Annotated in this window: 13 protein-coding genes; 5 read left to right on the top strand and 8 right to left on the bottom strand. The window is 70.8% G+C overall.

The features are described 5' to 3' along the window. Positions 1-77: 77 nt before the first annotated feature. Together DMP23_RS01420 and DMP23_RS01415 are read right to left on the bottom strand one after the other, a co-directional pair. Positions 78-1,301, bottom strand: a complete 1,224-nt coding sequence (locus tag DMP23_RS01420) for an MFS transporter (protein ID WP_337819901.1) — start codon at positions 1,299-1,301, stop codon at positions 78-80. Continuing rightward, complete coding sequence (locus tag DMP23_RS01415; protein WP_037818639.1) at positions 1,298-1,936, bottom strand: GntR family transcriptional regulator; 639 nt, start codon at positions 1,934-1,936, stop codon at positions 1,298-1,300. The genes DMP23_RS01420 and DMP23_RS01415 overlap by 4 nt, the downstream gene beginning before the upstream one ends. 71 nt (positions 1,937-2,007) lie before the next feature. Here DMP23_RS01415 and DMP23_RS01410 point away from each other — a divergent pair, with 71 nt between their 5' ends. Further along, the gene (locus DMP23_RS01410; RefSeq protein ID WP_337819900.1) at positions 2,008-2,913 is read left to right on the top strand and encodes an ornithine cyclodeaminase family protein; all 906 of its coding nucleotides are present in this window, start codon (positions 2,008-2,010) and stop codon (positions 2,911-2,913) included. Here the strand turns inward: DMP23_RS01410 and DMP23_RS01405 are convergent. Genes DMP23_RS01405 through DMP23_RS01395 form a run of 3 tightly spaced genes read right to left on the bottom strand, consistent with a single transcriptional unit; the run spans position 2,906 to position 4,916 of the window. Further along, positions 2,906-3,694, bottom strand: a complete 789-nt coding sequence (locus tag DMP23_RS01405) for an ABC transporter permease (protein ID WP_337819899.1) — start codon at positions 3,692-3,694, stop codon at positions 2,906-2,908. The two genes, DMP23_RS01410 and DMP23_RS01405, sit on opposite strands and share 8 nt — an antisense overlap. Further along, positions 3,691-4,572 (bottom strand): ABC transporter ATP-binding protein, encoded by an 882-nt coding sequence (locus DMP23_RS01400; protein WP_337819898.1) that lies wholly within the window; start codon positions 4,570-4,572, stop codon positions 3,691-3,693. The genes DMP23_RS01405 and DMP23_RS01400 overlap by 4 nt, the downstream gene beginning before the upstream one ends. Further along, positions 4,569-4,916: a hypothetical protein gene (locus DMP23_RS01395; RefSeq protein ID WP_337819897.1), complete on the bottom strand. Its 348-nt coding sequence runs from the start codon at positions 4,914-4,916 to the stop codon at positions 4,569-4,571. The genes DMP23_RS01400 and DMP23_RS01395 overlap by 4 nt, the downstream gene beginning before the upstream one ends. Positions 4,917-4,973: 57 nt before the next feature. Here DMP23_RS01395 and DMP23_RS01390 point away from each other — a divergent pair, with 57 nt between their 5' ends. Genes DMP23_RS01390 through DMP23_RS01380 form a run of 3 tightly spaced genes read left to right on the top strand, consistent with a single transcriptional unit; the run spans position 4,974 to position 7,143 of the window. Next, complete coding sequence (locus DMP23_RS01390) at positions 4,974-5,369, top strand: GntR family transcriptional regulator (RefSeq protein ID WP_337819896.1); 396 nt, start codon at positions 4,974-4,976, stop codon at positions 5,367-5,369. Next, positions 5,366-6,478, top strand: a complete 1,113-nt coding sequence (locus DMP23_RS01385; protein WP_337819895.1) for a DUF1648 domain-containing protein — start codon at positions 5,366-5,368, stop codon at positions 6,476-6,478. Before DMP23_RS01390 ends, DMP23_RS01385 begins: the two co-directional genes overlap by 4 nt. Before the next feature lie 32 nt (positions 6,479-6,510). Then, complete coding sequence (locus DMP23_RS01380) at positions 6,511-7,143, top strand: class I SAM-dependent methyltransferase (RefSeq protein WP_337819894.1); 633 nt, start codon at positions 6,511-6,513, stop codon at positions 7,141-7,143. Between the two features lie 575 nt (positions 7,144-7,718). Here DMP23_RS01380 and DMP23_RS01375 read toward each other — a convergent pair. After that, complete coding sequence (locus DMP23_RS01375; protein WP_337819893.1) at positions 7,719-8,153, bottom strand: antitoxin; 435 nt, start codon at positions 8,151-8,153, stop codon at positions 7,719-7,721. Between the two features lie 208 nt (positions 8,154-8,361). Between DMP23_RS01375 and DMP23_RS01370 the strand changes: the two genes are divergently transcribed. Continuing rightward, complete coding sequence (locus DMP23_RS01370) at positions 8,362-9,456, top strand: CaiB/BaiF CoA transferase family protein (protein WP_337819892.1); 1,095 nt, start codon at positions 8,362-8,364, stop codon at positions 9,454-9,456. On the opposite strand, the gene DMP23_RS01365 is transcribed toward DMP23_RS01370, so the two are convergent. Together DMP23_RS01365 and DMP23_RS01360 are read right to left on the bottom strand one after the other, a co-directional pair. Next, the gene (locus tag DMP23_RS01365; protein ID WP_337819891.1) at positions 9,453-10,673 is read right to left on the bottom strand and encodes a cytochrome P450 family protein; all 1,221 of its coding nucleotides are present in this window, start codon (positions 10,671-10,673) and stop codon (positions 9,453-9,455) included. The two genes, DMP23_RS01370 and DMP23_RS01365, sit on opposite strands and share 4 nt — an antisense overlap. 154 nt (positions 10,674-10,827) lie before the next feature. After that, positions 10,828-12,363, bottom strand: a complete 1,536-nt coding sequence (locus tag DMP23_RS01360) for a fibronectin type III domain-containing protein (RefSeq protein WP_337819890.1) — start codon at positions 12,361-12,363, stop codon at positions 10,828-10,830. Between the last annotated feature and the right edge of the window lie 260 nt (positions 12,364-12,623).

Genomic DNA, 12,623 nt, shown 5'->3' with positions numbered 1-12,623 from the left:
ATAGTGGGAAACAAATCCGGCAAACGGGACCGAATTTCCGCGCGGTCGCGCATTCGGTCCCGTTTGCCGGAATCGGGTCAGTCCTGGGGGAGGTGCCGGCGCGAGTGCCGGGTCACCACAAGGGTTCCCGCGATCGCGACCAGTGCGACGCAGGCAAGCAGAACCGGGTAGCCCGCTACTCCGTTCAGGGCGGCTAAAATTGACGGCAGCAGGAATCCGATGTAGGCCAGCGCGTAGTACACGCCGGTGAGTTCCGCGATTTCGCCCGGCCGGGCGAGGCGTTGCAATTCCAGCAGTCCGGACACCACGACGATGCCGTAAGCGGCACCCAGCACAATCGCCGCGCCGAGGGCGATCCACGGCGATTCCTGCGCCGCGGCGAAGACACTCAGGACGAGTCCGGCGCAGAGCACCGCCATCCCGGTGAGCACCGCCCGGGCGCTGGTGGCGCGGTCGACCCGCTTGGCGATCGGCTGGATCCCCACGCCCGCGCCGATCGCGCAGACGGTGAGCAAGGTGGAGTAGGCCAGCGCCCACGACCCGGTCTGATGCTCGACGAGCTGCGGCAGGATCGCGTACGCCACGCCGCACGAACCGAAGATCCACGGCGCGGCGGGCAGGATCACCCGGCGGAACCGCGGATGCCGCGCGGTGGCGGGCAACGCGGCGCGGACCGATTCGGTCCGGACAGTGAGCGTTTCCGGACTGCGCGTGACCGCGAGCAGCGAGACTAGCGCGAGTCCGATGTGGACCAGGTAGGGGAGGACCATCGGCCACGGACCCCATTGCGCGAGCACTCCGGCGACGCCCGGGCCGATGCCGAGCCCGAGCGTCAGGCACAGCGCGGCGCGCCGGGTGCCGGTGTCGGCCGCGCTGTGCGGGTCGGCGTCGGCGAGTTCCTTGATCCAGGTGGAGCCCACGGCCATCGCGACCGCGACCGCGATGCCGGAGAGGAACCGGCCGGCCGCGATCCACCCGACGCCGACCGGGCCGAGCGCCAGCAGCACGCTCGCCAGCAGCGACACCACGGTGCCGGCGAACATCACCGGGCGGCGACCGTACCGATTGGACAGTCCGCCGGACAGCAGCAGCCCTGGCACGAGACCGACGACGTACGCACCGAGCAGGGCGTCGACGGTGAATGCGGAGTAGCCCGCGGCGTGGTACATGACGAGCAGCGGGGTGAACTGGTTGCCGCCCCAGCCGCACGCGAACACCGCGGCGGCGGCCGGAAACCAGGCCGGACGGGCGGTTGTCTCGGGTGTTCCGGGCAGGGGAGCGCGGTCAGCAGTAGTGGTCATCGACGGTGCACCGAATCCAGGTGTGCTCGCAGGGCCGGGGCGAAGGTGTCGGCCTTCGTTTCGGCCTCCGCGATGATGTTCAGGAGGTCTTCGTGCTCGCCGACGACCTGGGGCAGCCGGGCCGGGATCGGCGCGAGCGCGTGGACGTTCATCCGGCGCTGCCGGTCGGCGAGCGTGGTGTAGAAGCTGAGCAGCAGCGCATTGCCGCCCGCCTCGACGATCGTGCGGTGAAACAGCGCGTCGGCTTCCGCGAACGCGGGCACGTCGCCCGCTTCCGCGTGCTGCCGCTGGACAGCCAGCACCGCGCGCAGCTGCTCGAGCGCCGCCGGGATCAACTCCGGACGCCTGCCCAGCCGTTGTACCGCCGCGCTTTCGACGGCCTCGCGGGCTTCGAGCACGTCCTCGGCCTCGCCCGGGGTGATCGGGACGACGATCGCGCCGCGCTTCGGGATCAGGTTGAGCAGCCCCTCGACCTGCAGCCGCAGGAACGCCTCGCGCACCGGCGTCCGGCTCACTCCGAGCCGCTCGGCGATCTCGCCCTCGCTGAACAGGTGTCCGCCGGGCAGTTCGCCGGTGAGCACGAGCTCCTTGGTGAGCTCGTACGCGCGGTCGGCGGCGGGTTTCAACGCGTTCACAGGTGGGACGCTAACATGCATCCCAGCTTGTATCTAAGGTGTTGTGACCTGCGGCTCAGCCGGTTCTGTCGGTGCCGTGTGCGATGCTCGTCGGCGTGCTGTTCCTCGATGCCCCACCGACCGTCCGCCAAGCAGTCGACGCCATCCGCTCCGCATTGACCGGCGGCCTCGACCCGGACCAGGACCCGCCGCGGTCTGTCGTACCCGTGCCCACCGGGCAGTTTCTGCTGATGCCCGCGTTCTGGGACCGCTACGCCGGGGTCAAGGTCGCCTCCGTCGCCCCGGACAACCCGGCTCGCGGCCTGCCGCGGATCCAAGGCCACTACCTGCTGATGGACGGCCCGACGCTCACCCCCAAGGCGCTCCTGGACGGCATCGCCCTCACCTCGGTCCGCACGGCGGCGGTTTCCGCCGTGGCGGTCGACCTCCTGGCCGAGCCGGACGCGGAACGCCTGGTCGTGTTCGGGACAGGCCCGCAGGCGCAGAGCCACATCGAAGCCTTCCGCGCCGTGCGGCCGGTGCGGGAGGTGGTGGTCGTCGGCCGGAATCCGGAGCGCACGCAAGCGCTCGCCGCGCAGTACCCCTTCGCCCGGGTAGGCACGCCGGACGACGTGTCCTCGGCTGATCTGATCGCCTGCTGCACCTCGTCGCGAATCCCCGTGTTCGACGGCGCGAAAGTCCCCGAGCACGCCACCGTCGTAGCCGTCGGCTCACACGAACCCGACGCCCGGGAAGTCGACGATGTCCTCATTGGACGGTCCACAGTGGTCGTAGAAGGCATCGGTGCGGCTACTCGCGAGGCCGGAGATGTAGTGCTGGCAATGAAATCCGGCGTCCTCGCGGCGGACGACTTGGTGCCGCTCGCGGAACTGGCACAGGGGAGGACGGTGGCGTCGGGTCCTCGGCTGTTCAAGAGCGTCGGAATGGCTTGGGAGGATCTGGTGGTCGCGGCGGCGGCCTATGAAGCTGTCACGTGACATCCCGGCGCAGCGGGAACGCGACTGCTAGCCCGGCCGCGACCAGGGCGTATCCGAGGAGAACGAGCGCGCCGCCCGCGGTGGGCAGCAGTTGTCCGCCTGCGTGGCCGGTCTGCTGGGCGAGCGCGTCGGTGAGGTAGCCGAATTCGGTGAGCGCGGCGGTGGCTCCGCCGGGAAGGTAGGGATAGATCGTGTTCACGCCGGGAATGGCGAGCAGCGCGATTTCGATCAGGTACAGGTACCCGATCACCACCGCCAGCGCGGCGACCTGATTCCGCAGCAGCGCACCGATTCCCACGCCCAGCACGGTGTAGATCGTCATCGCGGCAGCGATCCGGAGCAGCAGCTCGACGACTGTCGCCGGGGCGAGGCCGACGGTCACCCCATGGAGGGCGGCGCTGCCGTAGAGCGCGAGCCCGGCGGCGACTGCGGTGACGACGCCGTAGCAGAGGCCGCCGACGGCGAACGCCGCGAGTTTCGCGATGAGGATCCGCCAGCGGCGCGGCGCGAAGAGGAACGTGACGGAAATCGTGCGGTGCCGGTAGTCCGACGTCATCGCGACGGTGCCGAAGACGGCGGGGAACAGGACCGTCACGGTCGCCATGCCGAGCACGTTCCGTACTCCGGCGGCGGTGTCGAGGCCGGGCATCGGCGGCTGGACCTGCTCCGGGCCGATCACGCCGATCAGCCCGACCAGGCCGCCGCCGCACACCGCGGCGGCGATGAGCGCCCACAGCCACAGCCGGGTGGAGCGCAGCCGGCGGAGTTCCGCGGCGATCATCGGCGTTCTCCTGCGGTGAGGGCGAGGAAAACCTGTTCCAGGCCGGGCTTTTCCGGGGTGAGCTCGTGGATTCGCAGTCCGGCCGCGGCCGCCCGGTCCGCGATCGCGGCGGTGCTGAGGCCGGAGACGCGAAGAAGATCCGGCGCGATCCGTTCGGCGGCCCCGCTCAACGTTCGAGCGAGGTCGTCGGCGTCGGGCGAGCGGACGAGCGCGGCGGGTGCGGTCGAGACGGACAGTTCCGCCAGGGTGCCGGTGGCGACGAGGCGGCCGTCGCGGATGACCACCACCTGCCCGGCGATCTGCTCCAGTTCGCTGAGCACGTGGCTGGAGACCAGCACGGTCCGGCCGGTCGCGGCGAACCCGGTGAGCAGGTCGCGCAGCCACGCCATGCCCTGCGGGTCCAGTCCGTTGCCCGGTTCGTCGAGCACCAGCACTCGCGGGTCGCCGAGCAGCGCGGTCGCGAGGCTGAGCCGTCGCCGCATGCCGGTGGAATAACCGCGCGAGGGCCGCCCCGCGAAGGCGGTCATCTCCAGTTGCTCCAGCACCTCGTCGACGCGCCGGCGCGGCAGCCGGGCCATCGTGGCGTAGATGCGCAGGTGCTCGCGCGCGGAACAGGACGGATGCGGGTCGGCCCTGTCGAGCACCGCGCCGACGGTGCGTACCGGATGCGGCAGCTCGGCGTACCGGACGCCGTCGATCGTCGCGGTCCCGGCGTCCGGCCGGACCAGGCCGAGGAGCATCCGCATCGTGGTGGTCTTCCCCGAACCGTTCGGCCCGAGGAAACCGGTGATTTCCCCGGGACCGGCGGAAAACGTCAGATCGGCGACCGCGGGCGTCGCGGCGAACCGCTTGGTCAGGTTCTCGACGGCGATGCTCATGCGCGGGCCTTGAGCGCTTCGGCCAGCTCGGCCGCGTCGGGCAGGCTGAGCAGCAGTTCGCCGAACTCCCCGCCGTCGAGGACGATCCGCAGCGCCGGACCGGACCGGCGCACCGACACCAGCTGGCGCGTCCCGGTGCCCAGCCCCCAGATCCCGACCTTGACCACCCCGCTGACCAGCATGCCGATCCGGCCGCCGCGCGTGCGGGCCAGCGGATTCCCGATCTGCTCGACCGTCCGGATCCGGGCCAGCGGGACCGTGGTCTCTTCTCGCCACACCGCGATCCGCTCCCAGCGGGAGAACCGCACCCGGAGCCCGTCGCCGACGATCTCGGCTGCCGCCATCGTCTTCACCCCCTGCGTTATCTGTTCTATTAGATGTATAGCAGATATCCTGGACAGGTGCTGCTGACTTTGGATCTCGACAGCGAGACGCCGATCTACCTGCAGATCCGCGACCGGGTCGTGGAGGCGATCGCCCGCGGCGACCTCGGCGAGGGCGACGCGCTGCCGTCCACCCGGCAGCTCGGCGCCGACCTCGGCATCAACTTCCACACCGTGAACAAGGCCTACGACCTGCTCCGCGCGCAGGGCCTGATCCGCATCAACCGCAAGAGCGGCGCGGTGATCCGCCGCGACGCCCGATCCGGCCCCGCCGAATCCGGGTACGCCGACGAATGGCAGGAACGGCTTCGCACGCTCCTGGCCGAGGCCGTCGCGCTCGGGCTGGACGCCGACGAGGTGACCGCCCGTTGCGGCTCGGTGCTGGAATCCTTCCGCGCGAAGGCGGCGTCGTGACGTCGTCGGTCTACCTGGATCTCGCGCTGGTGGCGCTGCTGGCCGCTGCGTTCTGGGCGGCGCCCGCGCTGGCCCGGCCGACGCTTCCGTTCGGTGTGCGGGTGCCGGCCGCGCGCGTCGCTGAGCCGGAGATCGTCCGTGCGCATCGTCGGTATGCGCGCGGAGTGCTGGTGGTCGGCACTCTCGCGTTCGTCCTGGTCGCTTTCGCATCGGCCGGATTGCGCTGGGAGCAGGCGGCCGCGTTCGCCGCACCGGTTCTCGCGGCTGCTTGCTGCGGCCTCGGCTACCAGGCGCACCGCACGGTCGCCGCCGCGAAACGCTCCGGCGACTGGTACTCCGGCACCCGGCAGGCAGTCGCGACTGACACCTCGCTCCGCACCGACCCGGTCCGTCCACAGTGGATTTTCCTGGCCCCGGCGGCAGTGCTGTTCGCGATCACCGCGGCGATCGGGGCGTGGCGCTACGGCGACCTGCCCGCGACACTGCCGACGCCGAACGGAATGACCGTCGACTCCGCCCTGCGCGGCGCGACCACGGTAGGCCGCGCGTTCGCGACTGTCACCGCGCAGCTGTTGATCATCGTCCTCGTGTCTCTGCTGGGTATCGCCCTCCCGCGTGCCCGACCGGAACTCGACGCGGCGCAACCCGCCGCCTCCGCCGCCCGGTACCGCGACTACCTCGCCGGCGTGCTGCGGCTGCTGTTCGGCACCGCCGGATGCGTGGCCGCGAGCTTGCTGGTGGCGTCGCTGGAAGTGTGGGAAATCGTCCCGGCCACGACCGGCGCGACCGTCGTCAGCTACGTCCCGCTCGCTGGCGCGGTGGTCGCGTGGGTGGCGTTCGCGTTCCGGGTGGGCGATGCCGGGCACCGGCTGCCTGCGGACGAAGAGGATTCCGGCCGGGTACAGCGCGACGACGACCGGTACTGGCACCTCGCGGGCATGGTCTACGCGAACCGCGGCGACCCGGCCCTTCTCGTGCACCGGCGCTCGGGGGTCGCCTGGACGCTCAACCTCGGACACCCGATCAGCTGGGCGCTCCTCGCCGCACTCGCGGCGTTCGCCGCGCTGGCCGGATTCGGCGTCGTCGAACTGCCTTCCCGCGGCGGATAGCCTGGGTTTCTTCGACGGCGAGGGGAACTGGGATGTCCGAGGAACTGACCACCGCGGCGGAACTGTTCGACGCGATCGGCGCCGGGTACGAGGACGCGTTCGGCCGCCCGCCGGTGGTGGACGCGGCGGTGCGGGAACTGCTCGCGGTGCTGCCGCCGTCGGCGCGGGTGCTCGACGTCGGTAGCGGGACCGGCCGCCCCGTAGCGGCGGATCTGGTCGCCGCCGGGCATCGGGTGACTGGGATCGACGTGTCCGCGGAGATGGTGCGGATCGCCCGCGAACAGGTGCCCGGGGCCGAGTTCGTGCAGGCCGATGTGCGGGAATGGGCGTCGGAACCGGAGACGTGGGACGCGGTGTGCGCGTTCTTCCCGTTCCTGCAGCTGCCGCGGGCCGAAACTGAGCGCGCGCTCGGCCGGATCGCCGGCTGGCTGGCCCCGGGCGGAAGGTTCGCGCTGATCACGGTGCCCGCCGACGTCGAGGACGTCCCGGTCGACTTCCTCGGCCACTCGATCCGGGTGACGAGCTTCCCGGCGGACGCGCTGGCCGACCGGGTCCGCGCGGCCGGACTGGAAGTGACCGGGACGAGGACCGAAACGTTCGCCCCGGACAAGCCCGGAGCGGAGCCAGAGGAACACCTGCTGATCTCCGCCCGCAAACCCGGCTGAGCGGCTCCGGACCACGGAATTGTGAAAGAAATTCAGCGATGTGGATGCGGCACGGGAAAGCGAGGCGGCATTTTCGCGCGATCCGGGTGAACACGCCGGAAACTGCGCTGAAACACCGCCCCGCCCGCTCGTCACTGCTGGTCTAAACAACCCCTGCCGAGGCCGGATTATTGCGGGACCGCCACGGTTTGCTCACGACGACCGATTCGCGAGGTTTGCAAGCTGAGTTGTTGCACCTGCGGCTTCCGACGTTCACGGCTCGTTTTCGCTCGCGGCGGCTGGTCTCGTTTCGCCGCGGAGGCTGGCCGTTGCGACAGATTCCCGCAGCCGACCGCGGTTGCCGACGCGCACAGCTCTCTCGCCCCGGCTGGTTGCCGAGGCTCGTGACTTGCGCGGTTCGCTCGCCGCGGTCGATCTGCGGACTTCCGGTGGCAGTTGATTTCGCGCGAGGTTCGCCTGCGTGGCTGTCTCCCGGCTCGCGCAGTTCCTTTGCTGCCAACGATTTCGCGGTTCTCGGCGGGGCAGACGTGCGCGGTCCGCCTCCGGCGCGGGAACTCAGGCCGGAACAGCCCTGGTTACTGCTGGTTGCCCCACTGCTGCTCGCCCTGCTGGCCGCCTTGGTCGAAGCCGCCCTGCTCGCCCTGGCCGAATCTGCCCTGGCCGCCTTGCTCGCCTTGACCGAATCCGCCTTGGCCGCCTTGCTCGCCCTGGCCGAATCCGCCTTGGTCGCCCTGACCGAAGCCGCCCTGCTGACCCTGCGGACCGCCCTGCTGGCCGCCCTGGTCGAAGCCGCCCTGCTGCTGCCCGCCGCCTTGTTCCTGGCCGCCTTCCTGGCCGCCGCCGAAGTTCTCCTTCAGTTTGTCCGCGCCCTGGCGGATCTGGTCGCCGTGCTTGCCGCCCGTTTTCTCGTCGGCGAATTCGGCGGCCTTGTCGATGCCCTGGCCGACCTTGTCCGGGTTGTTGCCCGCGAATTCCTGGATCTTGTCCTTGGCCTGGTCGAAAAAGCTCATCGAAAATCCTCCTTGATCTATTCGTGACCCATGGATACCAGCCGGGTACCCGAAGGGCGCGGCCGCGAGACGCCAGTCCCCGGTTCGGGTGAGGCCCGGCGCCGGTTCTGCCCGGGTCGGGCCACGGGTGGGTTACCCCACACGCCCGGACGCGGACCGGACCGGCCGGTAGGGTCGCCGCGGCAGGCGCCGGAGCCGAGGAGGACACGTGGCGGGACCGTTGAGCGGGCTGAAGGTCGTCGAGCTGGCCGGGATCGGGCCGGGGCCGCACGCGTGCATGGTGCTCGCCGACCTGGGCGCGGACGTCGTCCGGGTGGAACGGCCTTCCGGATCGCTCGACCTCAGCGGCGGCAAGCCGGACCCGCTGCTGCGCGGGCGCCGCTCGGTCGCCGCGGACCTCAAGACCCCCGAGGGCCGCGAACTCGTCCTGCGGCTCGCGGCGAAGGCGGACGTGCTGGTCGAAGGGCTGCGGCCGGGCGTCACCGAACGGCTCGGCGTCGGCCCGGACGACTGCTTCGCGCGCAATCCCCGCCTGGTGTACGGCCGGATGACCGGCTGGGGCCAGGACGGCCCGCTCGCCCAGCGCGCCGGGCACGACATCAACTACCTCGGCCTCACCGGCGTGCTGCACGCGATCGGCCGCGCGGGCGAGCGTCCGGTGCCGCCGCTCAACCTGGTCGGCGACTTCGGCGGCGGATCGATGTTCCTGATCGCGGGCGTGCTCGCGGCGCTGTGGGACTGCGGCCGGACCGGGCGCGGCCAGGTCGTGGATGCGGCAATGGTCGACGGCGCGAACGTGCTGTCCCAGATGATGTGGGCATTGCGCGGCTTGGGTTCCTGGTCCGACGAACGCGGCACGAACCTCCTGGACGGCGGCGCGCCGTTCTACGACACGTACGTCTGCGCGGACGGCCGTTACGTCGCCGTCGGTTCCCTCGAGCCGCAGTTCTACGCGGCTCTCCTGAACGGCCTCGGCCTCGCCGCGGAAGACCTCCCGGCGCAACTGGACCGCGACGGCTGGCCCACCCTCCGCGCCACCTTCACCCGGACTTTCCTCACCCGCACTCGCGACGAATGGGCCGAGGTCTTCGACGGCACCGACGCGTGCGTCACGCCGGTCCTCGCTCCCGACGAGGCTCCTCAGCACCCGCACATCGCGGCCCGGTCCGGCCTGGTCACGCTCGACGGCATCGTCCAGCCCGCTCCGGCGCCGCGGTTTTCGCGCAGCACCACGGATGTGCCGACGCCGCCGCCGGTGCCGGGCGCGGACACTGAGGACGTCCTCGCCGACTGGAAGGCCTAGCCCCGCAACCGCACCGGTAGCGTCACGTGCCCGTTGGTGATGAACGACGGCACCGGCTCCAGCTTCTCTCCCGCCACTGCCAGCGCCAACTCCGGGAACCGCCCGAACAACGCAGGCAGTGCCAGCTCCGCCTCCATCCGGGCGAGCTGCGCGCCGAGGCAGTAATGCACGCCGTAGCCGAACGCGAGCGCTGATTTGTCCTTGCGGGCCAAGTCGAACTCGTCCGCGTCCGGACCGTGGTGGGCCTCGTCGCGTCCGGCGGGGCCGAAGGACGGGAGAATCGGGTCGCCCGCGCGGATGACCGTGCCCTCGACCTCGATGTCCTCTCGCGCGAACCGCAGCGGCAGGTGCGAAATCGGGGCCTGCCAGCGCAACGTCTCGTCCACCACGTCCGACCAGGTGCGCGTTCCGTCGCGGACCTGCCGCAGCTGCGCGGGATGCGTGAGCAGCGCGGTCACGGCCTGGTCGAGCAGGTTGACCGTCGTCTCGTGACCCGCGGTGATCACCAGCATCAGCGTGTCCACCAGCTCCTCTTCGCTCAGCCGGGAGCCGTCGGAGTCTCGGGCGGCGATGAGCGCGCTGGCGAGGTCGTCGCCGGGCTCGGCGCGCCGCCGGGAGACGAGGTCGGCGAAAATTCCGTACAGCAGCTCGACGTTCGCGGTCGCTTCTTCCGCGGTCGCCGACGTCGCGAAGACCCCGGCCACCGCGGTGCGCAGGCCTGGCCGCGCTTGTTCGGGGACGCCGGCCAGCCGGCAGATCACCTCGATCGGCAGCCGGTAGCAGTACTGTTCGCGCAGGTCGGTTTCGGACGGCCCGGCGTCGAGCTCGCCGAGCAGGCCGTCGACGATTTCGGCGACCACCGGGCGCAGCGCGGCGATCCGGCCGGGCGCGAAAGCCTTGGACACCAGCGACCGCAGCCGCCGGTGCTCGTCGCCGTAGGCGGTGAACATGTTCTGCACCGAAACCCAGATGTGCAGCGACCAGTCGGACGAGATCTCGCCGTCCCGGTAGGCGGGCCAGTGCCGCCGGGGATCCTTCGAGACCCGCGGGTCGGCGAGCAGGGCGCGCAGCAGCGGCAGGCTGGTGACCGACCAGGCCAGCACGCCGCCCGGCAGTTCGACCACGGTCAACGGTCCGCGGGCGCGCAGCCGGGCGCCCTCGCCGTGCACGTCCGGCGCCGCCGGGTCCAGCACGAAGGGGGTGACGGCGTGGTCCATGGGCGCTCCCTCGCGGCCCGACGGTCCACAATGGACGGACGATGGGGGGAGGTGTCCGTTGCGGCCGCCGGGTCCGTGACAAGCGTAGTGCGGCTAAGGATTCTCTTGTCCGGCTTGAGGGGTGGCCCGGGCCGGACGGGAGAAGGGGTTGACGTCAGCCGTCGGCGCGCTTGCGGTGCAACGAAAACCGCTCGAACACTGACAGCTCTCCGGTCGGCTTGGTGACGTTGTAGTAGGTCACGTGCATGGTCGTCGTGCCGCCCGGTCGGCGTCCGGGGTCCACGGTGAACGCGGCGAAACCGTAGGGGTGGTCGAGGTCGCGCACCGCGCTCCACACCGCTTTTTCGCGCACGTAGGTCGGTTTCCGCTTGCCCGTGGCGGGATCCCGCTTGTCCGCGACGGCGGTCAGCACCTTTCCGGTGCCGTCCTTGAAGAAGCTGCCGTTGGTGGTGCCGGAGACGCCGCCTCCGCCGAGAACCATGTGCACGGTGCCGTGCGTCGCGTCGATGTCGTCGGTCGCGTCGGACACCGGGTTCGGCGTGAGCGTCTCGCTTCCCGCGACGACGCCGTGCACGGCGAGGGAGCGTTCGTAGTCGTGCTCGTGCCCGCAAAGCACCAGGTCGACGCCGTAGCGGTCGAACAGCGGGCCGTACTTCTCGCGCAGGCCGAGGTCGGCGCCGTTCGCGTCGGACGTGCTGATCATGACCTGGTGCATCGCGACGACGATCCAGTCCACGTCGCGCGACGCCCGTGCCGCGGCGAGTTCCTTCTCCAGCCACGCGAGCTGCCGCCCGCCGGAGTAGCCGCTGACGTAGACGTCCCCGCCGTCTTGCAGGCAGTTGTCGTCGTTCTGCAGCACGATCACCCGCACCGAGCCGACGGTGAAGCCGTACCAGAGCCCGGCCAGCTCGGGGTCGGTTTCGGTGGACGGCAACTGGAAGTACGCCTGGTAGGCGGCCATGCCGATCGCGCCGTTCTGCTTCTCGATCTCGTGGTTGCCCGCCGCGGGCATCCACGGCCGGTACCGCGCCGAGCGGGTGTTGTTGGTGAAGAAGTTGTTCCAGGTGCGCACGCGGTCGACGTCGAGGTTGGCGTAGCAGAGGTCGCCGTTGAGCAGGTGGAACAGCGGCGCGACGGTCTCGATGCCGGTGACGATGTCCTTCGTCGCCGGGGTGGAGAAGAAGTCGAGCGCGGGCGCGCCCTTGAGATCCCAGGTGACCTGCGGCGCGGACTGGTCGCCGAAGCTGGTGAAGGTGAACGCGGACCGGCCGCTGGGCGCGGTGCGGAACGTGCCCGCGTCGGGCGTCCCGCCGTCGTGCTGGGCGACGTAGAGGTACTCGGTGTTCGGGCAGAGACGGTTGATCTCGGCGTGGTGCACCCAGACCGTGCGGTTGGACGCGCCGTCGAGGTAGGTGCGGGTGACTGCGGGCGCGGATGAGCCGAAGCCGTCGTCGATCGTGCCGTAGCGGACGCGGGGACGGCCGACCGGGCCGTCGGTGAGCCACGAAACCACCATCTGCCGTGCGGGATCGCGGCCGAACGTGAGATGCAGACCCTGCACCGGGGTGGCGCCACCGCCCGGCGTTGGCATGAGCGGAGCGGCGGCTGCCGTACCAGTGCCGAGCAGTGGTACGGCAGCGCTCGCGCCCATGAGACCCAGTGCTCCTCGACGGCTGACGGTGCTGGACATGGCGGCCTCCTCCGGTTCTCCGGCGGAAGCGAAGCTATGCTGGCCGCGCGGCCCGCCGATGAACGCGAGCTGTCCGGGGCGTGAAGCGTCTTTTCCGCCGGTTCCGGTTCGTTCCCTTTGCCGGGAAACGGGTTCCGGACTGTCCGAAGTGGATTCTCCCGGCTGGGCCTGATCGATTCAGAATTCTTCTGCTAGCCTCCGGGGTGACGTGCGGCTCGCCGTGGTGCCGCGTTGCTGCCGGGGCGCTTCACGGAGCGTGC

This window comes from Amycolatopsis sp. A1MSW2902 (assembly GCF_017312175.1).
GTDB classification, from domain to species: domain Bacteria; phylum Actinomycetota; class Actinomycetes; order Mycobacteriales; family Pseudonocardiaceae; genus Amycolatopsis; species Amycolatopsis nivea.
This window is presented reverse-complemented; position numbering and strand designations above follow the sequence as displayed.

Excerpts from the sequence above, each read along its gene's own strand:
- DMP23_RS01380 (WP_337819894.1), top strand. The coding sequence starts at position 6,511 with ATGTCCGAGGAACTGACCACCGCGGCGGAACTGTTCGACGCGATCGGC.
- DMP23_RS01420 (WP_337819901.1), bottom strand. The coding sequence starts at position 1,301 with ATGACCACTACTGCTGACCGCGCTCCCCTGCCCGGAACACCCGAGACA.
- DMP23_RS01405 (WP_337819899.1), bottom strand. The coding sequence starts at position 3,694 with ATGATCGCCGCGGAACTCCGCCGGCTGCGCTCCACCCGGCTGTGGCTG.
- DMP23_RS01400 (WP_337819898.1), bottom strand. The coding sequence starts at position 4,572 with ATGAGCATCGCCGTCGAGAACCTGACCAAGCGGTTCGCCGCGACGCCC.
- DMP23_RS01395 (WP_337819897.1), bottom strand. The coding sequence starts at position 4,916 with ATGGCGGCAGCCGAGATCGTCGGCGACGGGCTCCGGGTGCGGTTCTCC.
- DMP23_RS01360 (WP_337819890.1), bottom strand. The coding sequence starts at position 12,363 with ATGTCCAGCACCGTCAGCCGTCGAGGAGCACTGGGTCTCATGGGCGCG.
- DMP23_RS01375 (WP_337819893.1), bottom strand. The coding sequence starts at position 8,153 with ATGAGCTTTTTCGACCAGGCCAAGGACAAGATCCAGGAATTCGCGGGC.
- DMP23_RS01365 (WP_337819891.1), bottom strand. The coding sequence starts at position 10,673 with ATGGACCACGCCGTCACCCCCTTCGTGCTGGACCCGGCGGCGCCGGAC.